Below are 21,411 nucleotides of genomic sequence, written 5' to 3'. Positions count from 1 at the left end.
TAACGACTTGGGTACATTCAACAACGGCTGTCCGCTTCCCTCGGCGCCGGGTGCCGTTCGGTTTAGGATGGAAGCACAGTTACTGAGGGCCTGCGCACGCAGGCCCCGGGGGCGAAGGGGAAAAGATGTTGGAATGGCTGCCTGAAAACTGGTGGGCGTTGTGGCTCACGGCGTTCCTGGTGTTCGCCGTGGTGGAAATGCTCACCCTCGACCTGTTCTTCATCATGCTTGGCGGCGGAGCCCTCGCCGGGCTGGTGGCGTCCTTCGCCGGCGCCGACCTCGGCCTGCAAATCGTAGCTTTCTGCGTCGTGTCCTTGCTGATGATCGGTTTCATCCGGCCCGTGGCCCTCAAGCACCTCCACAAGGGCCCCGCCGACAGCCGCAGCAACATCGAGCGGCTGATCGGTGAATCCGCCCTCGTCATGGAATCGGTCAGCGCCAACGGCGGCCTCGTCAAGATCGGCGGGGACGTCTGGAGCGCACGGTCAGAGAACGGCGTCCTGGCACCTGGCCAGCATGCGATCGTCAGTGCCATCGACGGCGCCACCGCCGTCGTTGCCCAGCAGCCGGAAACCGCCATCCAGTAGCCCGCACAGGAATTCCGGCCGCCGGTACCGGCGCCGGGGACGCGGCGGGACACCGCCGCACACCATAGCAAGACCAATCTGGGGAATAGGTGATGTATGGATATCGCAGTCGCCATCGTGCTGCTGGTGCTCGTTGCGTTCGTAATAATCGTGTTGGTCCGGTCCGTGCGGATTGTCCCGCAGGCCCGCGCCGGCGTCGTCGAACGGCTCGGCAAGTACCAGCGGACGCTGAACCCCGGCCTGACGATTCTGATTCCGTTCGTGGACCGGCTGCTGCCGCTGCTGGACCTCCGCGAACAGGTGGTGTCCTTTCCGCCTCAGCCGGTCATCACGGAGGACAACCTCGTGGTCTCGATCGACACGGTGGTGTACTTCCAGGTAACGGACGCGCGTGCGGCCACGTACGAGATCGCCAACTACATCCAGGCGGTCGAGCAGCTCACCACGACGACGCTCCGAAACGTCGTCGGTGGCCTGAACCTCGAAGAGGCTCTGACCTCACGCGACCAGATCAATGGCCAGCTCCGCGGCGTGCTGGATGAGGCGACCGGCCGCTGGGGCATCCGCGTTTCCCGGGTGGAGCTCAAAGCCATTGATCCGCCCCACTCCATTCAGGACTCGATGGAAAAGCAGATGCGCGCTGAGCGTGACCGCCGCGCCGCCATCCTGACCGCGGAAGGCACCAAGCAGTCCGCCATCCTCACCGCCGAAGGCCAGCGGCAGTCCTCGATCCTCAAGGCGGAAGGTGACGCCAAAGCCGCGATTCTGCGGGCCGACGGCGAGGCCCAGGCCATCCAGAAGGTCTTCGACGCGATCCACAAGGGCAACCCCGACCAGAAACTCCTCGCCTACCAGTACCTGCAGACCCTCCCCAAGATCGCGGAAGGCTCCGCGAACAAGTTGTGGATCATCCCGAGTGAAGTCGGCGAGGCGCTCAAAGGAATCGGCAATGCACTGGGCGGCAGCAAGGACGGCCAGCTCAACGACGGGCTCTTTGGGCCCGGCTCCGACGCAGCGGCGGACCCCGCGGCCACCCATTCGGCGGCTCCTGCCGCCACCCCGGTCAGCACCAAGCCGGTCAGCACCAACCCCGTGGCGGGCATCGGCGTTCAGCCGCAGGCCTAGCCGCTGGGCCTTCTGAGGGAGGCGTACGCCCGGCGGACGCCTCCCTTTGCGCTGTCCGCGGCCGGGCGGGCTTTACCCGCGGAGGTTCGTTCCCGTATAGTTGAGTATTTGTCCGGCTGGTTCAGTCCGGCGGAACATTTAAGCTTCGCAAAGCGTTTTATCCAGTAACGATACATCCGGTGTGGGTTCCGTGAGACGGCGCGATGCAGACAGTTGTCCGGCGCGGCCTTACGGCCCCCGGCGAACGCAGGGCGTGACCCTGCGAACCGAATAGAGGGAGAAAAGATGAGCGATCGCAGCCTGCGGGGTATGCGCTTGGGCGCACAGAGCATGGAAACCGAATCCGGCGTTGAGCCGGCCCCGCGCCAGCGCGTCGAGTACCGTTGCGCGGACGGCGAGCAGGTGTTCGTGACCTTCTCTTCGGAAGCCGAAATCCCTCCGGTATGGGTATCCAAAACCGGCAAGGAAGCCTTGCTCGTCGACGGCGAACGCCCGGTGAACCTCAATGAAAAGGCAGTCCGCACCCATTGGGACATGCTTCTTGAGCGTCGTTCGCTGCCCGAGCTGGAGCAGATTCTCGAGGACCGCCTGACCATCCTGCGTGAACGCCGCGGCGAACGCCGTTCGGCCTAGGGCCACAGCCGCCGTCACAGCACAAAAGGGCCGGATCCGCATTCCCGCGTCGGGATACGGATCCGGCCCTTTGCGTGCGCCGTCCGGTTCAGGATTTGCTGCGGCTGAGTTTCCCGGCGAGGGTGTTCCAGCGGGCAGCCAGTCCCCACTTCGTCACGTTGACCATGGCCTCGACCACGATGTTGCCGCTCATCTTTGAAGCGCCGAGCTCGCGCTCAACGAAGGTAATGGGGCGTTCGACGATTGTCAGCCCCAGCTTCGCTACACGCCACGCCAGATCCACCTGGAAACCGTAGCCGACCGAGTCGACGGCGTCGAGGTTCAGTTTCTCCAGAGTGCTCCGGCGGAACGCCCGGAAGCCCCCGGTGACGTCCTTGATCTGCAGGCCCAGAAGAAGCCGGGCGTAGGTGCTGCCGACCCGGGAGATGGCCTGCCGGTACAGCGGCCAGTTCACGACGCTGCCGCCGGGCACCCAGCGGGAGCCCATGGCAAGGTCGGCGCCCTGCTCGACAGCCTCCAGCAACTGGGGAAGCTGTTCCGGCTGGTGCGAACCGTCGGCGTCCATCTCGACAAGGACGTCGTAACCGGCGTCGAGGCCCCACCTGAATCCGGCGATGTAGGCGGCGCCGAGCCCGGCCTTGCCTGCGCGGTGCAGGACGTGGACCTGGCTGTCCTCAGCGGCGAAGCGGTCCGCCAGCTGCCCGGTGCCGTCGGGGCTGTTGTCATCTACCACCAGAACGTCGGAGTGCGGCACGGCAGTGCGCAGGCGCCCGAGGGTCTTGGGCAACGATTCCAGCTCGTTGTAGGTCGGGATAATCGTGAGGACACGCACAGCGGGGCCTTTCCTTGAAGGGAGCGGTCGAACGCCGGGCGTCAGTGAACCGACGCCGGGCGCAACTCTCCATTATAGGCAATCGCCGGACCTGTTGAGCCCACATGGTTTCCGGGCAGGTCCACCCGCTTCGGGCCAGTTCCGGCAGCCAGCCGAAGGCGCCGCCGGAACCGTTTTCTGCTGCGAAGTGGACCCGCCCCCTGGGGGTACCCACGACCAAGACGAGTTACCGCGATGGTGGCAAATCCAAATGACCGGGGGACGTCCGGAGGATGCGTCGTCCGCAAACCCTCCGTTGACCCTCAATGCTACGGGGAGGCCGTGATCTGTCAACCGCTCCGTGACCTGCCGATTCTTCTATTGCCGCAGGTCAGGGCGGCATCCGCGCGGTTGAAGTTTCGGGGCGGACCTCGCCGGCCCGGACCTTGGTCAGGCCCGGAGCGAGCCGCTGGCGAACAGTTCCCGGCCGTCCCGGACGGTCTGCAGGCAGGCCGGCTCGGTGCCGGTATCCAGGGCAGGCAGCAGCGGCGTGCGGGCGCGGGGATCGGTGCTCCAGGACTGGACCCGGCCGTCGGCTACCTGGACCATGAGCTCCTCCACTTCCCATACGGCGAAACTTGCGGGAGCGCCGGGCACCAGCTGGCCGGCCATCGGGTTCCGGTACCGGGCAGCCCGCCAGCCGGCCCGGGTGTGGCCGAGGAAGGCCGCACGGGCCGAGATCTGTTCCGCGGGGTTGTTGTGCTGCAGGCAGGCCCGGACGCTGTCCCAGGGCCGCAAGGGCGTGACCGGGCTGTCGCTGCCAAAGCAGATCGGGACTCCGGCGGCGTAAATGGAGGCGAAGGGGTTCATGCCACCGCGCCGGGACCCAAGGCGCCGGGCGTAGAGACCGTCTGCCCTCCCCCAGGCCGCATCAAAGCCGGGCTGGGCGCTGACCGTCACGGAGTAGCTGGCGAGCCTGCGGATGGATTCGGCGTCGGCGAGTTCAACGTGTTCGAGGCGGTGGCCGGCGGATCTGACTTTCTGTTCTCCGACTTCTGCCGCTGCCAGGTCGAGGGCGTCGAGCGCGGCATCCAGTCCGGCGTCGCCAATCACATGGAATCCGGCCTGGACGCCCAGCAGCGAGCACGCGGCCAGGTGGGCCGCGGCCTCCGCCACGGACAGGTACAGGCTGCCGCGCTCCCCTGGGGCGTCGGTGTAGTCGGCGCGCAGCGCCGCGGTCCGCGAACCGATCGAGCCGTCCATGTTGAGGTCACCGGCAAGGCCGAGCACTGGAACACCCAGGCCGTCGAGAATGGACCGGGCATGATCTGCCGACGTGGCCAGCTCGCCCCAGTACGGCAAAATCTCCGGGACCGCGTCCGGTCCCGTGTTCCAGGCGGAGGCCAGCTGAAGGTCCTGGACGCTGCCGATATGCGGTGCCGCCATTTCGGCAAGGGCCACATAGCCGTTGGCTGCCGCTTCGGCGAGGGCCCGCTGCTGGTATCCGCGCAACGCCGCGGCGGGCAGCCGGCGGGCCGCGAGCCGGGCAGCGGTGTGCGCGGCACGTTTGACCTGGCTGCCGGCACCGGAGCCGTCGGCGCCGTCCAGGTCTGCTGCCGCCGCCAGTGAGGAGGACACCAGGGCCGAGTGCACGTCAACCCGGGAGAGGTAGACGTTCCGTCCGCCGGCCGCGCGTTCGAGTTCCCCGCGGGAGGGCAGCGCCGGGTCCGGCCACCGGGTCTCGTCCCAGCCGTGGCCCAGGACGGTGCCGCCTGCGCTGGAGCCGGCGGCGCTGGCGACGGCGTCGAGCAGTTCCCCGGCAGAACGCACACCGGCGAGCTGCAGCGAGTCCAGCGCAATGCCCGTCTCGGTGAGGTGGATATGGGAATCCACGAAGCCGGGGGCGAGCAGCGCACCGTGAAGGTCAATGACGTCCATGGAGGCGTCGGCGATCGAGGTGGCAGCCTGCTCGGAACCAACCCAGGCAACGGTGTCGCCGTCGACCAGCATGGCCGTGGCGAAGGGGTCCGCGGCGGTGTAGACCGAACCGTTCCGGTACAGCGTTACCTTGTGCGGCGCGGGGGTGGCCGGGAAATCGGTCATGACTCTGGGACTCCTTGCAACTGGTGCCCGGCACAGGCCGGACGGATGAGACGACGGTGGGGACGGGCCGGGTGGCCGGGGCGGTCACGCCACGGAGGAGTAGGCGACGACGCCGCGCTTAATCAGTTTGATCGCCTCCCCGCAGAGCCGCGAGACCCGCGGGTCCAGCGTCGGGATTTTCGCGAGCTGGTCCAGCAGGTCAATGACCTGCTTCACCCACCGGACGAAATCGCCGGCCGCCAGGTCTGTGCCGCTGAGGACGTCCTGCAGGTGCCGGCCCCTGGCCCACTTGAAGATCGGCCAGACCAGGCCGAGCTCGGGTTCTCCGGTCAGCGGCAGCTTGTTGGCTTCCTCAACATCTTCCAGCGCGGACCACTCAGAGACCACGATGTCGACAGCCGATTCCAGCGAGACGCTTGGCATCTTGGGCCGGAGTCCGCGTTCCTCGCGTTTGGCCTGGTAAACCAGGACACTGGCGAGGGCAGCGACCTCGGCGGCGTCGAGGTCGTTGAACGCGCCCAGCCGCAGGGACTGCGAGATCAGCAGGTCCTTTTCGCCGTAGATCCGGCGCAGCCGTTGACCGTCGGGGCTGATGGTGAGCGCTCCGGTGTCGGACGTTTCCAGGTAGCCGTAGCTGGAGAGCACACCGCACACCCGGTCGAAGGTCTTGGCGATGGTGTTGGTGCGTCCCTGGATGTTGCGCACCAGACCGTCGGTTTCCTGGCGGAGTTTCCAGTAGCGTTCGGACCAGCGCGCGTGGTCCTCCCGTTCGCTGCAGCCGTGGCACGGGTGGGCGCGGAGTTGGCGGCGCAGCTCGGCGATCCGTTTTTCCTGATCAGGTTGGGCAGCGGCGCGGCCGAAGTCGTCGTTCCGGCTCGGCGGGGCGGGGGGCCGGTTCTCCCGGAGTGCGTTTCGGACCGATGACGCCAGGTCACGTCGCGACTTGGGCACCTTGGCGTTAAAGGATTTGGGGATCCTGACCCGAGTGATGGGGCTCAGCGGCCCCTCCACGTCCTGGGTTCCGATCCGCCGCAGCTGATTGTCCAGCGTCATGACCGCGGGCCGGGGCTCGCGGGAGTGGTGGTCGGAGCTCAGGACGACGGCGAGTCCGGGCGCCCGGCCGGTGGGAACATCCACCACATCGCCGGGCAGCAAACGGCTCAGGGAATCCTCGGTGACCGATTTCCTGGCCCGGGAACTGGTTTGGGAGGCGTTCTTCTCGGCGTCGGACAGTGCCCGCCGGATCCGGGAATAGTCGGTGAAATCGCCGAGGTGGCAGTGCATCGCCTTGCTGAAGCCGGCCAGGGACTCCTCGCGGCCGCGCACCTGCTTTGCCAGCCCCACCACTGAGCGGTCCGCCTGGAACTGGGCGAAGGAGGATTCGAGGATCTCCCGGGCCCTGGGCCGGCCGAACTGCGCCAGCAGGTTGATGGACATGTTGTAGGTGGGCCTGAAGCTGGAATTCAGCGGATACGTCCGCCGCGAAGCGAGGCCGGCCACGGCCGCGGGGTCGGTGCCGGGCTGCCACAGGACCACGGCGTGGCCCTCGACGTCGATCCCGCGCCTGCCCGCTCGTCCGGTCAGCTGCGTGTACTCCCCCGCAGTGATGTTCACATGCGCTTCACCGTTGAACTTGTCCAGTTTTTCCAGCACGACGGACCGTGCCGGCATATTCACGCCGAGCGCCAGGGTTTCCGTCGCAAAAACGGCCTTGACGAGCCCGTCAACGAAGAGCTTCTCCACCACTTCCTTGAAGGTGGGCAGCATCCCGGCATGGTGTGCTGCGAGCCCGCGGAGCAGCCCGTCGCGCCAGCTCCAGAAGCCCAGGACGTCCAGGTCGTCAGGGGGGATGTCCTGGGCCGCCTCATCAACCCGACGGGCGATGATGAGCTGTTCCTGCTCGGTGGTCAGCCACAGACCCGCAGCAACGCACTGGGCGACGGCGGCGTCACAGCCGGCGCGGGAAAAGATGAAGGTGATGGCCGGCAGGAAGTCCTGCCGGTCCAGGCTGGCGATGACCTGGGGACGGCTGGCCTTCCGGACGGGGCTGCGCGGGCCGCCTTGGGGGACCTCGTCGCGCCGGCCGCTGTGGCGCCGCTGGTTCCGGCCACCGTGCCCGAACCGGCCCCGGAAGTTCATTTGGCTTTCGGCGCGGGCCATCGAGAGCAGCTCGGGGTTCACCTCGAAGTCCGGCCGGGTATCCACGGCAGCGGATGCTGTGCTGGCGGCTGCCGCCGCTGCCTCACCTGCCGGGGCGATCTCATCGAAGCTGGTGTCGCCGGCGAAGAGATCCACGATCTTCCGGCCCACCATGACGTGCTGCCACAGCGGCACGGGGCGGTGCTCGGAGACGATGACGTCGGTCTGGCCACGGACGGTGTCCAGCCAGGCGCCGAATTCCTCGGCGTTGGAAACGGTGGCGCTCAGCGAGGCGACCTGGACCTCGGTGGGTAAATGGATGATGACTTCCTCCCAGACGGCGCCGCGGAAGCGGTCGGCCAGGTAGTGGACTTCATCCATGACGACGTAGCCGAGATCGCCCAGGGTGCTGGAGTCGGCGTAGAGCATGTTCCGGAGCACCTCGGTGGTCATCACCACCACCGGAGCATCGCCGTTGATGCTGGTGTCGCCGGTCAGCAGCCCCACCCGGTCGGCACCGTACTTATCAGCCAGCTCCGAATACTTCTGGTTGGACAGTGCCTTGATCGGGGTGGTGTAGAAGGCCTTGAGTCCGCGCTGCAGCGCCAGGTAGACGGCGAATTCCCCCACGATGGTCTTGCCGGCGCCTGTGGGGGCAGCCACCAGGACACCGCGCCCGGCCTGCAGGGACAGACAGGCCTCGCGCTGGAAGTCATCGAGTTCGAACGCCAGGGTACGGATGAAACCGCCTAGGTGCGTTTTGGCTTCTGCGGCCCGTTCGGCGCTGGCTCGGTAGCGTTCAGACGGAGATTCCGGCCCGGGTAGTGAGGACATGCTTCCAGCCTAATGCGCCGGGAGCTAGAGATTCTCCAGCTCTGCGCCGGGAGTCGCCTGGTCCGCGGTGGCCTCCGTCTCGGCAGCGCGTTTGATGGCGCGGCGGTCCCGCCGGCGGTCGTTAAGCAGGCAGAGGCCGATGGCGGCGAAGAAGAGCAGGAGCATGGGCCCGGCAAGGTAGAACATGCTCATGGCGTCGGCTCCGGGCGCGGCCATGGCGGCGAACAGGCAGACCAGGAAGACGGTGATGCGCCAGCTTTTGACGAGCTGCTTGCCCTTGACGATTCCCACCAGGTTCAGCCCGACGAGGACCACGGGCAGCAGAAAAGCGATGCCGAAGGCCAGCAGGAGCCGCAGTACGAAGGACAGGTACACCTGGGCGCTGATGAAGTTGGAGCCGCCGGAGGGAGTGAAATCAGTGAGCACCCGCACGGCGTTGGGAAGCACCAGCCAGGCCAGCAGGACACCGCCCACAAAGAGCGGGACGGCGGCAGCCACGAACGACAGGGCGATCCGGCGTTCCTTTTTGTGCAGGCCGGGCACGATGAACGCCCACAGCTGGTACAGCCACACCGGGCTGGCAAGGATCAGGCCCAGGAACACCGACACCTGGATCATCAAATCAAACGAACTCGCGACGCCGTCGAAGTTGAGTGTTGCCTGACGGCCTTCGTGGGCATTAAGGTCCGTGATCGGTTTGATCAGCGCAGCGAGCATCGGCTGGTAGACGAGGAACCCGACGACGGTTCCCAGCACGACGGCTATCGCGGACTTGAAGAGGCGGTTCCGCAATTCCTTGAGGTGATCGAGGAGCGCCATCCTCCCCTCGGGGTTCGACCGGCGGCCCATGTTTACTGCCATGCGGTGTTAGGCGCGGTTCGGCGGCGGAACGTCGGTTCCGTCAGCGGTGCGGGTTTCCGCCCCGGCGGACTTCGGGTGGTTCACAACCCGGCCCACGACGGGCTCGGCGCCGTCGGCGGTGTCCGTGGCGCCGTCCTTTTTCATTTCCCTGACTTCGGACTTAAAGATTCGCATGGACTGGCCCAGGCTGCGGGCCATGCCGGGCAGCTTCGGTGCAGCGAAAAGCACCAATGCCAGAACGATGATGATGATGAGATGCCAGCCTTCAAGCCTCATGACAGGAGGTCCTTTCGTTTGAGTTCAATCCTACGTCTAACTGATTTCAATGTCGTTCAGCCGCTGGGGCTGGCCGCGGCCCATTTTGCGCTGGACGCGGCGCTGACGGCGGTTCTCCTGGCGGGCGGATTTGCCTGCGCGGTAATCATGCCCCATCCGCACGGGTGAGGCGAAAACCGCGGATCCGGGTTCCTGCTCTGTGACCCGGCCGGCGTGGCTCGCCAGCTCCGCGCCGGGCGACGGCAGGGTGGAGAACCGCTCCTCCGCCGCGCCGAGTTCTTTGACCGTACCCATGAAGTTCCGGAACAACCGGACCCCGAGCACGAGGAAGAACAGCAGGGACAGCGCAACGAGCGCTATCCAGATTACGATCCAGGACCACCAAGGCATGCTGAGTAGTCTATCCGCCGCACCGGCTACGCATCGTATTGGGCCAGCGCAGCGGCGAGCCAGTCGCGGGAAGCGGCAGCGGGCGCATCCGGCGCCAGGATGCGTGCCGTCCCGCCGTGCTGGGCCACGAACATCGGCAGCCAGCCGGTGCTGCCGAAGCGGATCTCTGCCAGCAGCCCGCCCCCGGGCAAGGTGGCCGTCCGCTCCGCATAGTATTCATCGGCCAGGCCGGCGCCCCGGCGCGTGAGTTCCACTATCACGACGGTGTCGTCGTCGTTGGGGGTGAACAGCTTGACCGGGACGCTGCCGTCCGCCGCCGCCGGCGCCGAGACGGGCAGGCCGTTGGGTTCCAGGGTTTCGATCCGGTCCAGCCGGAAGTTCCGCAGGGCCCGGGCGGAATGGCAGTAAGCCTCGAGGTACCAGGTGTTGTCCAGGGAGTAGAGCCGCTGCGGATCAATGTCACGGTCCGAGACCGTGTCCCGGAGCGGCGAGAAGTAACGCAACCGCAACTGCACCCCGGTCCCGATGGCTTCGCGGGCCGTTGCCAGCACCGCGGAATTGCTGGGTCCCACTTCGGGCCCGGACAGGGCGGCAGCTTTAAGGCCCTCCTCCCCCGCCGCCGCCATGAGCTTGAGGGTGACGGAGTCCAGCGCGCTGCCCTCGGCCAGTTCGGGGAGTCCATTGAGCGTTTCCAGCCCGGTCAGGAGGGCGCAAGCCTCCTCGACGGTGAAACGCACGGGACGGGTCAGGTCGAGGTCCTGGCTGATGGTGACGTGGTCGTCGTCCCACTGGATGTCCAGCAGGTCATCCGGGTACCCTTCCGGCAGGCCTGAGCAGATCAGGATCCGCAGGTCCGCTTCGAGCTCACTGCGGGTAATGCCGAACTTAGCCGCAACTTCGCTGATGTGCAGGCCCTGGTTGTGCACCAGGAACGGTACCAGCTGCAGCATGCGGCTCAGCTGGTCCTCGGACGTCCGCTTGCGGCCGTGGGGCGGGGTCCCCGGAGGGACAGCGGCTGCCGGGGAGGAGACCGCCGGGAAGCTAATCGGCGGGACGGGCGCGGCGGCGAAGTCAGCGGCAGCGGACAGCCGCCGGCGCACTGAGGTGACGAGTTCGGGCGGGGACACCACCCGGATCCGGGGCCCGTAGGAGGCGAATTCCTCCGCGAGAGTCTCGGCGTCCCGGTACGGCACGCTCAGCCGGTCCCGGCCCGGTGCGGGCTGTCCGGCGCCAGGGCCGGGGACCGGGTCCGGGAGAGCACGTTTTCGGAGCCCGCGCAGGCTGCCGGCCTGTACGTCAACGACGGCGGCCAGGACCGGCAGTTCGGCGAGACCGGCAAGTTCCGCCCGTACGTTGAAGTCGGCGGGAGGGACGAAGCTCTCCTTCGCCAGGACGGTCACGGCGGAAGTGAGGCGGGAGAGCCGGAAGAACCGCTTGTGGCCGCGGTCCCTGTCGTGGGCGACGAGGTACCACTGGCCAAAGCGGCTCCCCAGCCCCCAGGGCTCCACGTGCCGGGTCTCCTCCTTGCCCGTGCTGCCGGCGAGGTAGCGGAAGCTGACGGGGTGCTGGGCGTGCATGGCGGCAACAAGGTCCTCGAAGGCCTGGCCCGCGGGCCGGATCCGCGGCTGGAGGCCGCCCGGGAGTTCAGTGTCAGCCAGTCCACCGGACGCCTGGAGCTTGCGCACCGCGTTCTGGGCTGCGGAGCCCAGGGCAGCATGTTCCCAGAGTTGGGCGGCGAGCATGAGCACTGTGCACTCTGCCGGGCTGAGGCTGACGTCGGGAAGGCGGTTGGAGTCCTTGCCGATCCGGTAGCGGGTGGTGGCCGGGTCATCCGATCCCCAGCCGGTGTCCGTCACGGTCTCCACCTCGAATCCGAACCGCCGCAGCTCGGATTTGTCACGTTCGAACATCCGGCCGAAGGCGGTGTCCGTGCTGGTGGTGTCGTGGTAGACCTTCTCGCGCAGCTCGCCGCGGCGCAGGCCGTAGGTGGTGTTGAGCAGGGCAATGAGCAGGTTCAGGAGGCGTTCGGTACGTGAGGCTGACACCCCGCAAGGGTACTAAAGTCCCTGCCTGAAACGGACAAAAGCGCGGTAACAGCCGGAAGAACTTGTCCGATTGTTACCGCGCTCAGTGTCGGGGGACGCACTGGTGGTGGGCCCGCGCCCGCCGGGTTCGCTGTCCGCCTTAGCGGACAGCGACGAGGTCGACGACGAAGATGAGGGCCTCGTTCGGGCCGATCGCCCCGCCGGCGCCGCGCGGGCCGTAGGCCAGCTCGGAGGGGATTTCCAGGCGGCGGCGGCCGCCTACCTTCATGCCCAGCAGGCCCTGGTCCCAGCCCTGGATGACCTGGCCGACGCCGACGCGGAAGTCGAGCGGTGCGCCGCGGCCCCAGGAGGCGTCGAACTCTTCGCCGGTGGACCAGGCCACGCCAACGTAGTGGGTGGAGACGGTGTCGCCGGCCTTGGCTTCAGCGCCGTCGCCCTCAATCAGGTCGGTGATGACCAGCCCGGTGGGCACGGCGCCGTCGGGGAAATCAATTTCCGGCTTCTGGCGGTCAATGTTTCGCTGTCCAAATGACATGGTTGCTCCTTCTTGCGTGGCTGTGGTTTTTTTAGCGGAGGTTACTTGACGCCGAGGATGTCGACGACGAAGACGAGGTCGCCCTTCGCGTCGCCCTTGCCTTCTTCGCCGTAGGCGAGGTCCTTCGGGACCACCAGGAGGACGCGGGAGCCGACCGTTTTGCCGGCCAGGCCCTGGGTCCAGCCCTTGATGACGCCGCTGAGCGGGAAGGTGGCCTTCTTGCCGCTGTCGAAGCTGGAATCGAAGACCTTGCCGCCGGCGAGGGCGACGCCTACGTAGTTGACGGTGATGGTATCGGATTCCTTGACCACCTGGCCGTTGCCCTTGATGAGGTCCTGGGAGACGAGGGCGGTCGGGGCGGCGACGCCGTCGACGGAGATTTCCGGAACGCCCTTGTCATTGTCCTTGACGGTGGGCAGGCCCGCCGGCGGGGTGACGGACTCACCTTCGGGCTTGTCCAGGACCGGGGCCGCATCCTTGGCTGAGACCACTTTGACGACGAGCAGCTGGGTCGGCTGTGCCTCTGCGCCTTCCGCGGCCGCTTTGCCGGGAACGGCAAGGGCCAGGACCGAGCCGGTCTTCGCGCCGACGAAGGCGTTGTAAATGACGCCGCTGCTGGTCTTGAGCTCGTCGTTCAGTTCGAGCTCTTCGGGATCCTTCGGGAACGTGTCTTCCAGGGTGGAACCGTCCTTGCCGCTGAGGGCAATGATGGAGATCGAGGCGACCTGGTTTGCCTTGACCCGGTCGCCGTCGCCCTCCGTAACCACCTTGACAGTAGGTTCAGTAACCTCGAGCGGCTTGGTGAAATCAACACCCGGCGCCTTCTTGTCGCCGTTCTCCGTCAGCTTGAGGGAGTCCAGCTTGGCGGTATCGCCGGCGGACTGGCTGGTGGGCTCTGGAGCCGCTGGCTCCCCGCCGCCGCAGGCGGTCAGGAGCAGCAGCCCGGGAAGAAGAATTGCTAATAGTCGGCGCACGTAGAAACTTTCGTCGGGGCAGGGTGGACGCTTTGCCGGGCACAGGCCAGCAGCAAAGCAAGCGTTGGCCGCAGAACGGCACCCCTCCAGAATAACGCGGAAAGCTGGGTGTCAGCCCATAGAGTTCAGCAAGGCGTCCACCCGCTCGTCCACGCTGCGGAACGGGTCCTTGCACAACAGGGTCTGGTGGGCGCGGTCGTTGAGCTTCAAATGCACCCAGTCCACGGTGTAGTCCCGGCCCAGTTCCTGCGCGCGCCGGACGAAGTCGCCGCGGAGTTTGGCGCGGGTGGTCTGCGGCGGCGCATCCACCGCGTCCTTGACGGCGGTGTCATCGACCACCCGGCGGACCGCCCCGCGGGACTGCAACAGGTAGTACAGCCCGCGGGTCCGGGAAATATCATGGTAGGTCAGGTCAAGCTGGGCGATCCGCGGCGCGTCCAGCCCCAGGTTGTGCCGCTCGCGGTAGTTGTCCATGAGTTTCTTCTTGATCGCCCAGTCCACTTCCGTGTCGATCCTGCTGGTGTCCCCGCTCTCGATCGCGTCAAGGGTGCGCTCCCAAAGGTCCAGGATCAAGAGGACATGGGCGTTATGGGCCCCCTGCTCCGCGACGAACGCTGTGACTTTGGCCAGGTATTCGCGTTGGATTTCCAGGGCGGTGAGCTGCCGGCCGTTGGCAAGACGGACCAGTGCCCGGCCGCTGAGGTCATGGGAGATTTCGCGGATGCTGCGGATCGGGTTCTCCATCCGCATGTCGCGCATGATCACCCCCGCCTCGATCATCCGCAGGATCAGATCCACGGTTCCGACCTTGAGCAGGGCCGTCGTCTCGGACATGTTGGAGTCGCCAACGATCACGTGGAGCCGGCGGTAGAACTCTGCGTCCGCGTGCGGCTCGTCGCGGGTGTTGATGATGGGACGGGACCGGGTGGTGGCGGAGGAGACGCCCTCCCAGATGTGGTCGGCGCGCTGGGAAAACGCAAACGTGGCCCCGTGCGGGGTCTTGAGGATTTTGCCGGCTCCGGCGATCAGCTGCCGGGTCACGAGGAACGGTATGAGAATCTCAGCAAGCCGGGAGAACTCGCCGCGCCGGGGGATCAGGTAGTTTTCATGGCTGCCGTAGGAGTTCCCGGCGGAGTCGGTGTTGTTCTTGAACAGGTAGACGGTGCCGTTGAAGCCCTCGGCCGCGAGCCGTTCCTGGGCCTCGTCGACGAGGTCGTCCAGGATGAGTTCCCCGGCCCGGTCGTGCGCGATCAACTGGGCGAGGTCGTCGCATTCCGCGGTGGCGTACTCCGGGTGGGATCCGACGTCGAGGTACAGTCTGGAGCCGTTGGTCAGGAAAACGTTGGAGGACCTCCCCCAGCTGACCACTTTACGGAACAGGTAGCGGGCTACCTCCTCCGGGGCGAGCGGGCGGGACTCAGGGCTCGAATAGGAAATTCCGAACTCCGTTTCGATGCCGAAAATGCGCTTGTCCATTTCAGTTCTCCCTTCCCAGCGAAGCGGTGATGTCGGCGTCGTCGAGCCGGCGGAAAGCGCGGCGCGTACCTCTGTTGCTTTCGGAGCCGCGGTCCAGCACCGCCACTTCCACCGCAGACGCCGGCAGGGTGTCGGCTTCCTTGTCCGCGACGAGCCCGGCCAGGGCCAGCCTGATGGCGCCGGCGAAGTCGAGTTCGCCCTGCCAGCCCGCGGCCACAGCCTCGGACACCTTGTCCGCCTGGCCTCCCATCACAATGAAGCCTTTCTCATCCGCGATCGACCCGTCGAAGGTCAGGCGGTAGAGGTGGTCCTCGTCCGGGGAGATACCGACTTCGGCCACGGCGAGTTCGACTTCGAAGGGCTTCTGCTCCGCCGTGAACACCGCCCCGAGGCTTTGGGCGTAGACGCTCGCGAGGCCCCGGGCGGTGACGTCCTCCCGGTCGTAGGAGTAGCCGCGAACGTCCGCGTAGCGCACCCCGGCCTGGCGGAGGCTTTCAAATTCGTTGTACTTGCCCACGGCGGCAAACGCGATCTTGTCGTAGATCTCACCGATCTTATGCAGCGAGGGCGACGGGTTTTCGGCCACGAGGGCAATCCCTTCACGGCAGCTGATGACCACCACGGACCGGCCGCGCGCGATGCCTTTCCGCGCGAAATCCGCGCGGTCCTTCATGAGTTGTTCCGGCGACACGTAAAACTGCTGGGTCATCTCAGGCCTCCCGCTGGGCCACGGCCCTGGATTCAATGATGGTGCCGGCGACTGCCGCAAGCTCACGCTCCGGGACGCGGTAAGCACCCGTCCTGTTAACGATGTAGACCACCGGCCAGAGCTGCCGCACGGGGTCGGGGCCGCCGGTCGCGGAGTCGTCGTCGGCGGCGTCGTAGAGCGCCTCGACGGCGACGGCGACGGCGTCGGATTCCGGCAGGTTCGGCCGCCACAGCTTCTTCAGCGCGCCGCGCGCGAACATCGAGCCGGACCCCACGGTGTGGTGCTCCTGTTCCTCATACCGTCCGCCCGTGACGTCGTAGGAAAAGAGCCGGCCCTTTCCCGCCGGACGGTCGAAGCCCGCGAAGAGCGGCACGACGGCGAGGCCCTGCATGGCCATCGGAAGATTGCTGCGGATCATGGCGCCGAGCCGGTTGGCTTTGCCGTCGAGGCTGAGCAGGGTGCCTTCGATTTTCTCGTAGTGTTCCAGTTCGACCTGGAAGAGCCTGGTGATGTCCAGGGCGATTCCGGCGGTCCCGGCGATGCCAAGCACGGAGTATTGGTCCGCGGGGAAGACTTTCTCGATGTGCCGGCTGGCGATGACGTTGCCCATGGTGGCGCGCCGGTCCCCGGCCATCAGCACCCCGCCCGCGTAGGTCAGGGCGACGATGGTGGTTCCGTGGGGCGCCTGCAGAGGCACCCCGGGACCGCCCGTCTGGACGTGCTGGCCGGCCGCATGTTGTCCGAACGGCAATAAATCGGGGCGCTGGCGCTGAAGATGTTCAGTGAAGGAGGACGTGGCGTTGGCTGCTACCTGGTTGGCGGTGGTTTCCTGCACTGGTGCACTCCCTCAACGTAGTGAATCAACGACTTCCGGCCCTCAGCCCCGTCCCGGCGCAACCCTGGGCGGTGGTGTCCGGCCCGCTACTGGCCGCCCTTTTGGACGAAGGCACGGACAAACTCTTCGGCGTTGGACTCCAGAACGCCGTCGATTTCATCCAGCAGGTCATCGACGCCCTGGGTGGCGGCCGACGCCTGTGCCTCCGCGGGTGCCGGCGGCGCGGCGGGAACGTCCTCGTCAACTTCGGTGTCGCGCGACTGCGGCTGCTGCTGCTCCTGGCCTGCCATTGCTTTCTCCTTCTGTCCGCCCCTCCTTCGCGAGGGACTTCCTGTAAGCCATATTGCCACGCCCGGAGCCCCTGCGGGGGCTCTTTGGTCCTAGGACCCGGGTGGGAGTCCGAGCAGTTCCGAAAGGAACCCCCCGGCGTCGCGGTGCCGGGCGAAAAGTGCGCCGGTGAGGGCCTCTGTTCCGCGCAGGGGTTCGCGGGTGGGGACCCGCTGCAACCTGCCGCGGCCGGGCACATCGAAGATCACGGAGTCCCAGCTGGCTCCCACCACGTCCGCTCCGAAGCGGCTGACGCAGCGGCCCCGGAAATAGGCCCGTGTGTCCGACGGCGGTTCCGTCACCGCGCGCTGGACAGCGCCGTCGTCGACGATCCGCTGCATCCGGTCCCGGGCCAGCAGGCGGTGGTAGAGCCCTTTTTCAGGCCGGATGTCCGCCCACTGCAGGTCCACGAGGCCCAGCCGCGCGTGGTCCCAGTCCAGCCCGTCGCGGTCCCGGTAACCTTCCAGCAGCGCGAGTTTGGCCAGCCACTCCACCGAGGACGCGGCGGCTGCCCGGTCGCTGCCCAGGGACGTCAGCGTCGAGGACCAGCGTTCGAGCACATCGTGGGTGTGGCCGTCACCGTCCACGGCGTCGGCGACGCCGGTGTCCTGGGCGTGCTTCGCGGCCGCTTCGAAGTAGATCCACTGCAGGTCAAGGGCGGTGATCCGCCGTCCGTCGTGCAGCCGCAGGGTGGCTGCGAGGTCGGTGTCGTGGCTGACGGCCTGCAGCGCCGCGACCGGCTCATGGACTTCGAGTCTGGGGGCCAGGCCGGCCTCAATCAGGCTCAGCACCAGCGCGGTGGCACCGAACTTGAGGTAGTTTGAGGCCTGGCTAAGGTTGGCGTCGCCGATGATGACGTGCAGCCGGCGGTACTTGTCCGCAGTCGCATGGGGTTCATCGCGGGTGTTGATGATGGGCCGCCGGATCGTGGTTTCCAGGCCCACCTCGGTTTCGAAGAAGTCCGCCCGCTGGCTGATCTGGTAGCCGGGGCGGGAACCGTCCTGCTTCATGCCGACCCGCCCGGCACCGCAGATAATTTGCCGGGTGATGAAGAACGGGGTCAGACCCCGGACGATCTCGCCGAACGGGACGGTGCGGGGCATCAGGTAGTTCTCGTGCGACCCGTAGGAGACGGACTTGTTGTCGGTGTTGTTCTTGTACAGGTTGATCGGGGGCAGGTCCGGGTCGGCGGCCAGCCGTCGCACCGCGGCCAGGGCCACGAGGTCTCCGGCGGCGTCCCAGGCGACGGCGTCGCGCGGGTTGGTCACTTCCGGGCTGGAGTACTCGGGGTGGGCGTGGTCCACGTAGAGACGGGCTCCGTTGCCAAGCACCATGTTCATCAGCAGACTGCCGGATTCGTCCTCGCCGTCGGCCTCAAGTTCCTGCCGCCCGTAAGCCAGAGCAATGGCTTCGGCATCGAGGACGGGCGGCTGGTCCGTCAGTTGGTCCGGGTCCGCGTGGCTGCGCTCCAGGGTCCAGCCACGCGCGTCATGCAGCGGTTCCTCATCGGTGTAATCCCAGCGGGTTTCGGCTCCGCCGGCGGCGCGCTGGCGCGTCACCTGGGCGTAGGCCTGAATCACCCGGGCGGACATCATGGTGGCGTTCGCCCCAGGGGCGGAGGGCGCGTGGATGCCGTACTCGGTCTCGGAGCCCATCACCCGCATGGCTCCGCCGACGGGAAGCCCGCCGGAAACGCCGGCGGGCTTCCCGGGTACAGCCGGCGTCACAGGTACTGGCCCGTGCTCGGCATCGTCTCGATGGATTTGCCGGGCTCCTGCCCCGCCTTGCCCTGGACGATGGTGCGGATGTACGTGATGCGCTCGCCCTTCTTGCCGGAGATCCGTGCCCAGTCGTCCGGGTTGGTGGTGTTGGGCATGTCCTCGTGTTCGCGGAACTCGTCGACGACGGCGCGGAGCAGGTGGTCGATCCGGATGCCCCGCTGGCCCACGGTGAGCAGGTCCTTGATGGCGTACTTCTTAGCCCGGTCCACCACGTTCTGCACCACGGCGCCGGAATTGAAGTCCTTGAAGTAGAGCATTTCGGTGTCGCCGTTGGCGTAGGTGACCTCGAGGTATTCGTTGGACTTGTCGGTGGAGTACATGGCCTCGACCGTGCGCTGGACCATCGCATCCACAGTGGCCTGGACGTCGCCCTGGTGCTCGGCGAGATCCGTTTCGTGGAAGGGAAGGTCGGCGGTGATGTACTTGTTGAAGATGTCCGCCGCGGCTTCGGCATCGGGGCGGTGGATCTTGACCTTCACGTCCAGGCGGCCCGGCCGCAGGATTGCCGGGTCGATCATGTCCTCACGGTTGGAGGCGCCGATCACGATCACGTTGTCGAGCCGCTCGACGCCGTCGATCTCGCTGAGCAGCTGCGGCACAATGGTCGTTTCGACGTCGGAGGAAATGCCGGTGCCCCGGGTGCGGAACAGGGAATCCATTTCGTCAAAGAAGACCACCACCGGGCTGCCCTCGGAGGCCTTTTCGCGGGCACGGGCGAAAATCAACCGGATGTGGCGTTCCGTCTCACCGACGTACTTGTCCAGCAGTTCCGGTCCTTTGATGTTCAGGAAGTAGCTCTTCATGTCCGTTTTGCCGGTGCGCTCGGCGGCGCGGGCTGCGAGGGAATTCGCCACTGCCTTGGCGATGAGCGTTTTGCCGCAGCCGGGCGGCCCGTAGAGCAGGATGCCTTTGGGTGCCTTGAGGCCGTGTTCGCGGTACAGGTCCGGGTGCAGGAAGGGCAGTTCCACGGCGTCGCGGATCTGTTCGATCTGCGGGCCCAGGCCGCCGATGTCCTGGTAGGTGATGTCTGGAACTTCCTCGAGGACAAGGTTTTCCACCTCCGAGCGCGGGATCTTCTCAAGCGCGTACCCCGTGCGTGAATCGATGGAGAGGGCATCGCCCACCCGGAGTTTTTGTGCGAGCAGAGCCCCGGAGAGCCGGATGACGCGCTCCTCGTCCGCCCGCCCCACCACCAGAGCGCGGTCCGCGCCCAGCAATTCCTTCAGCGTGACGAGGTCCCCGGCCCGTTCGTATCCCAGCCCGGCGACCACCATGAGTGCCTCGTTGAGGAGAACTTCCTGGCCGGCGGCCAGCTGGCTCATGTTCACCAGCGGGCTGATCCCTACGCGCATTTTCCGGCCGGCGTTGAAGATGTCCACCGATTCCTCGGTGGCGGCCTGCCCGCCGTTGCCGGCGGAGGAATGGCGTTTCGGGTTCAGCTGCAGCACCGTTCCGAAGCTGTACGGCGGCTGGCCCTCCTGGTCGAGTGCGCTCTTGAGCCGCAGGATTTCCGCTTTAGCGGTCTCCAGCATCGACACCAGTTTGGAGTTGTTCTGCGTGGCGGCGGCGAGCTGACGGTCAATATGCCGGAGCTTGTCCCGGAGGATATTGACCTGCCGCTCGGCCACGGACAGTTCGGTGGCCGGATAGGGGTCCCCGCCGGTAGCGTGCCCCTGCCCTGCATCCTCTGCCGGAGTCAGGCCCGGATCAGTGTTCGGAGTCTCCATCGTGCATCAGCCCCTTCCTACGCGTCTATTAAGACATTAGCCCCACGAAGCAAGGTGACGGGGAAGACTTCCGAAATACGGACTACTTCGTAATGTCCGGATCGTCCTTGACGTGGGTCCCCGCGATGGCGTCCCGGGCTGCCCGGCGAAGCTTCTTGTCCGAGACGGCCCGCTCCCCCACAGCCCCGGGTGTCCAGGCGTTGACGTCCTCTTCGTTGAAGTCGGTCTTGGACGGGCGGCGCTTCACGGAGATGCCCGTGACACCGTCGGCCAGCCGCCGGGTGACCAGCAGGAAGCCGGTGTGCGCGACCATCCTGTGGTCCGGGCGCACTGCCAGGCCCTCAAGGTGCCAGCCACGGACCATGGACTCCCAGGCGTCGGGCTCGGTGAAGCGGCCGTCGGCGCGGATGGCCTCCGCGGTCCGGGACAGCTGCGTCACCGTGGCGACGTAGTTGATCCACACCCCGCCTGGCGCCAGGACGGTGGCCACGGCGTCCAGGCACTCCCACGGGGCGAGCATGTCCAGGACCACGCGGTCCACGGAGCCGGGCTCTTCGGTGCGGAGCACCTGCTCCTGGAAATCGCCAAGGGTGATCTGCCAGGCCGGGTGCGGACCGCCAAAGATCGTTTCGACGTTGCCGCGGGCGATGTCGGCGAATTCTTCCCGGCGCTCGAAGGAGTGCAGGTAGCCGTTGTCACCCACCGCGCGGAGCAGCGAGATGGAGAGGGCGCCGGAGCCGACTCCGGCCTCGACGACGCGGGCGCCCGGGAAGATGTCAGCCATGGTGACGATCTGGCCCGCGTCCTTGGGGTAGACCACCGCCGCGCCGCGGGGCATGGAGAGAACGAAGTCCGACAGCAGGGGCCGCAGGGTCTGGTACTGCTGTCCGACGTTGTTGACCACCACGGAGCCGTCCGGCCTGCCGATGATCTCGTCGTGGTTCAGGAAGCCGCGGTGGGTGTGGAACGCGCCTCCCACTTCCAGGCTGATGGTGTTCATCCGGCCGCGTTCGTCGGTGAGCTGCACGCGTTCGCCTTCCCGGAAAGGTCCGCGGCGGCGGGCTGCCCCGACGGGGGCGGCGGTACGGGCCACGCCCGCAGCGGGAGCCGGAGTGGTGCCGGCTGTGGTGTCGACGGGCGTGGTGCCGACGGCTGGGGTGGCTGCGGCGTCGGTTGTTACGGCGTCGTCCGGGCTGGTGCTCGCGGCGGTGTCGCTGCTCATGAAATAGTCCTCGCTCGTGGA

At 66.8% G+C, this 21,411-nt stretch carries 19 protein-coding genes; 3 read left to right on the top strand and 16 right to left on the bottom strand.

Annotated features, from left to right (window positions below):
• Window positions 1-125: 125 nt before the first annotated feature.
• The 3 genes from VUN84_09600 (at window position 126) to VUN84_09590 (ending at window position 2,345) form a co-directional block, all read left to right on the top strand.
• A complete protein-coding gene (locus tag VUN84_09600; GenBank protein ID XAS62601.1) occupies window positions 126-587 on the top strand; it encodes an NfeD family protein in 462 nt (153 codons plus the stop codon).
• A gap of 96 nt (window positions 588-683) precedes the next feature.
• Complete coding sequence (locus VUN84_09595; protein ID XAS62600.1) at window positions 684-1,712, top strand: SPFH domain-containing protein; 1,029 nt, start codon at window positions 684-686, stop codon at window positions 1,710-1,712.
• A gap of 285 nt (window positions 1,713-1,997) precedes the next feature.
• On the top strand, window positions 1,998-2,345 hold the full coding sequence (locus VUN84_09590) for an RNA polymerase-binding protein RbpA (protein ID XAS62599.1): 348 nt from the start codon (window positions 1,998-2,000) through the stop codon (window positions 2,343-2,345).
• Between the two features lie 88 nt (window positions 2,346-2,433).
• Here the strand turns inward: VUN84_09590 and VUN84_09585 are convergent, their stop codons facing one another.
• From VUN84_09585 to VUN84_09510, 16 genes are all read right to left on the bottom strand, one after another.
• Window positions 2,434-3,177 carry a polyprenol monophosphomannose synthase gene (locus VUN84_09585; GenBank protein XAS62598.1) on the bottom strand — a complete coding sequence of 248 codons (744 nt, stop codon included), beginning with the start codon at window positions 3,175-3,177 and terminating at the stop codon, window positions 2,434-2,436.
• Between the two features lie 429 nt (window positions 3,178-3,606).
• Window positions 3,607-5,259, bottom strand: a complete 1,653-nt coding sequence (locus VUN84_09580) for an amidohydrolase family protein (GenBank protein ID XAS62597.1) — start codon at window positions 5,257-5,259, stop codon at window positions 3,607-3,609.
• An 84-nt stretch (window positions 5,260-5,343) separates the two neighbouring features.
• The gene (locus tag VUN84_09575) at window positions 5,344-8,232 is read right to left on the bottom strand and encodes a DEAD/DEAH box helicase (GenBank protein XAS62596.1); all 2,889 of its coding nucleotides are present in this window, start codon (window positions 8,230-8,232) and stop codon (window positions 5,344-5,346) included.
• A gap of 24 nt (window positions 8,233-8,256) precedes the next feature.
• Window positions 8,257-9,051: a twin-arginine translocase subunit TatC gene (gene tatC / locus VUN84_09570; protein XAS62595.1), complete on the bottom strand. Its 795-nt coding sequence runs from the start codon at window positions 9,049-9,051 to the stop codon at window positions 8,257-8,259.
• A 48-nt stretch (window positions 9,052-9,099) separates the two neighbouring features.
• Window positions 9,100-9,369 (bottom strand): Sec-independent protein translocase subunit TatA, encoded by a 270-nt coding sequence (gene tatA / locus VUN84_09565; GenBank protein XAS62594.1) that lies wholly within the window; start codon window positions 9,367-9,369, stop codon window positions 9,100-9,102.
• Window positions 9,370-9,405: 36 nt separating this feature from the next.
• On the bottom strand, window positions 9,406-9,759 hold the full coding sequence (locus VUN84_09560; protein ID XAS62593.1) for a hypothetical protein: 354 nt from the start codon (window positions 9,757-9,759) through the stop codon (window positions 9,406-9,408).
• A gap of 26 nt (window positions 9,760-9,785) precedes the next feature.
• Entirely contained in the window at window positions 9,786-11,804 is a 2,019-nt protein-coding gene (locus VUN84_09555; GenBank protein ID XAS62592.1) for a WYL domain-containing protein, read from the bottom strand.
• 139 nt (window positions 11,805-11,943) lie between these two features.
• Window positions 11,944-12,339, bottom strand: coding sequence for an FKBP-type peptidyl-prolyl cis-trans isomerase (locus tag VUN84_09550; protein ID XAS62591.1), 396 nt, complete (start codon window positions 12,337-12,339; stop codon window positions 11,944-11,946).
• Window positions 12,340-12,380: 41 nt separating this feature from the next.
• Complete coding sequence (locus VUN84_09545) at window positions 12,381-13,313, bottom strand: FKBP-type peptidyl-prolyl cis-trans isomerase (protein ID XAS62590.1); 933 nt, start codon at window positions 13,311-13,313, stop codon at window positions 12,381-12,383.
• A 111-nt stretch (window positions 13,314-13,424) separates the two neighbouring features.
• Window positions 13,425-14,789 (bottom strand): Pup--protein ligase, encoded by a 1,365-nt coding sequence (pafA, locus tag VUN84_09540; GenBank protein ID XAS62589.1) that lies wholly within the window; start codon window positions 14,787-14,789, stop codon window positions 13,425-13,427.
• Window position 14,790: 1 nt separating this feature from the next.
• Window positions 14,791-15,498, bottom strand: a complete 708-nt coding sequence (gene prcA / locus VUN84_09535) for a proteasome subunit alpha (GenBank protein ID XAS62588.1) — start codon at window positions 15,496-15,498, stop codon at window positions 14,791-14,793.
• 1 nt (window position 15,499) lies between these two features.
• On the bottom strand, window positions 15,500-16,333 hold the full coding sequence (gene prcB / locus VUN84_09530) for a proteasome subunit beta (protein ID XAS62587.1): 834 nt from the start codon (window positions 16,331-16,333) through the stop codon (window positions 15,500-15,502).
• Between the two features lie 86 nt (window positions 16,334-16,419).
• Window positions 16,420-16,623, bottom strand: a complete 204-nt coding sequence (locus VUN84_09525; protein XAS62586.1) for a ubiquitin-like protein Pup — start codon at window positions 16,621-16,623, stop codon at window positions 16,420-16,422.
• A 90-nt stretch (window positions 16,624-16,713) separates the two neighbouring features.
• Complete coding sequence (gene dop / locus VUN84_09520; GenBank protein ID XAS65809.1) at window positions 16,714-18,324, bottom strand: depupylase/deamidase Dop; 1,611 nt, start codon at window positions 18,322-18,324, stop codon at window positions 16,714-16,716.
• 59 nt (window positions 18,325-18,383) lie between these two features.
• Complete coding sequence (arc, locus tag VUN84_09515) at window positions 18,384-20,168, bottom strand: proteasome ATPase (protein ID XAS62585.1); 1,785 nt, start codon at window positions 20,166-20,168, stop codon at window positions 18,384-18,386.
• 82 nt (window positions 20,169-20,250) lie between these two features.
• Window positions 20,251-21,390: a class I SAM-dependent methyltransferase gene (locus tag VUN84_09510; protein XAS62584.1), complete on the bottom strand. Its 1,140-nt coding sequence runs from the start codon at window positions 21,388-21,390 to the stop codon at window positions 20,251-20,253.
• Between the last annotated feature and the right edge of the window lie 21 nt (window positions 21,391-21,411).

This window comes from Micrococcaceae bacterium Sec5.8, from assembly GCA_039636775.1.
Classification (GTDB): domain Bacteria; phylum Actinomycetota; class Actinomycetes; order Actinomycetales; family Micrococcaceae; genus Arthrobacter.
This window is presented reverse-complemented; position numbering and strand designations above follow the sequence as displayed.

Coding starts and splice junctions, on each gene's coding strand:
- VUN84_09600 (XAS62601.1), top strand. CDS start 126: ATGTTGGAATGGCTGCCTGAAAACTGGTGGGCGTTGTGGCTCACGGCG.
- VUN84_09595 (XAS62600.1), top strand. CDS start 684: ATGGATATCGCAGTCGCCATCGTGCTGCTGGTGCTCGTTGCGTTCGTA.
- VUN84_09590 (XAS62599.1), top strand. CDS start 1,998: ATGAGCGATCGCAGCCTGCGGGGTATGCGCTTGGGCGCACAGAGCATG.
- VUN84_09580 (XAS62597.1), bottom strand. CDS start 5,259: ATGACCGATTTCCCGGCCACCCCCGCGCCGCACAAGGTAACGCTGTAC.
- VUN84_09575 (XAS62596.1), bottom strand. CDS start 8,232: ATGTCCTCACTACCCGGGCCGGAATCTCCGTCTGAACGCTACCGAGCC.
- tatC (XAS62595.1), bottom strand. CDS start 9,051: ATGGCGCTCCTCGATCACCTCAAGGAATTGCGGAACCGCCTCTTCAAG.
- tatA (XAS62594.1), bottom strand. CDS start 9,369: ATGAGGCTTGAAGGCTGGCATCTCATCATCATCATCGTTCTGGCATTG.
- VUN84_09560 (XAS62593.1), bottom strand. CDS start 9,759: ATGCCTTGGTGGTCCTGGATCGTAATCTGGATAGCGCTCGTTGCGCTG.
- VUN84_09550 (XAS62591.1), bottom strand. CDS start 12,339: ATGTCATTTGGACAGCGAAACATTGACCGCCAGAAGCCGGAAATTGAT.
- pafA (XAS62589.1), bottom strand. CDS start 14,789: ATGGACAAGCGCATTTTCGGCATCGAAACGGAGTTCGGAATTTCCTAT.
- prcA (XAS62588.1), bottom strand. CDS start 15,498: ATGACCCAGCAGTTTTACGTGTCGCCGGAACAACTCATGAAGGACCGC.
- VUN84_09525 (XAS62586.1), bottom strand. CDS start 16,623: ATGGCAGGCCAGGAGCAGCAGCAGCCGCAGTCGCGCGACACCGAAGTT.
- dop (XAS65809.1), bottom strand. CDS start 18,324: ATGCGGGTGATGGGCTCCGAGACCGAGTACGGCATCCACGCGCCCTCC.
- arc (XAS62585.1), bottom strand. CDS start 20,168: ATGGAGACTCCGAACACTGATCCGGGCCTGACTCCGGCAGAGGATGCA.
- VUN84_09510 (XAS62584.1), bottom strand. CDS start 21,390: ATGAGCAGCGACACCGCCGCGAGCACCAGCCCGGACGACGCCGTAACA.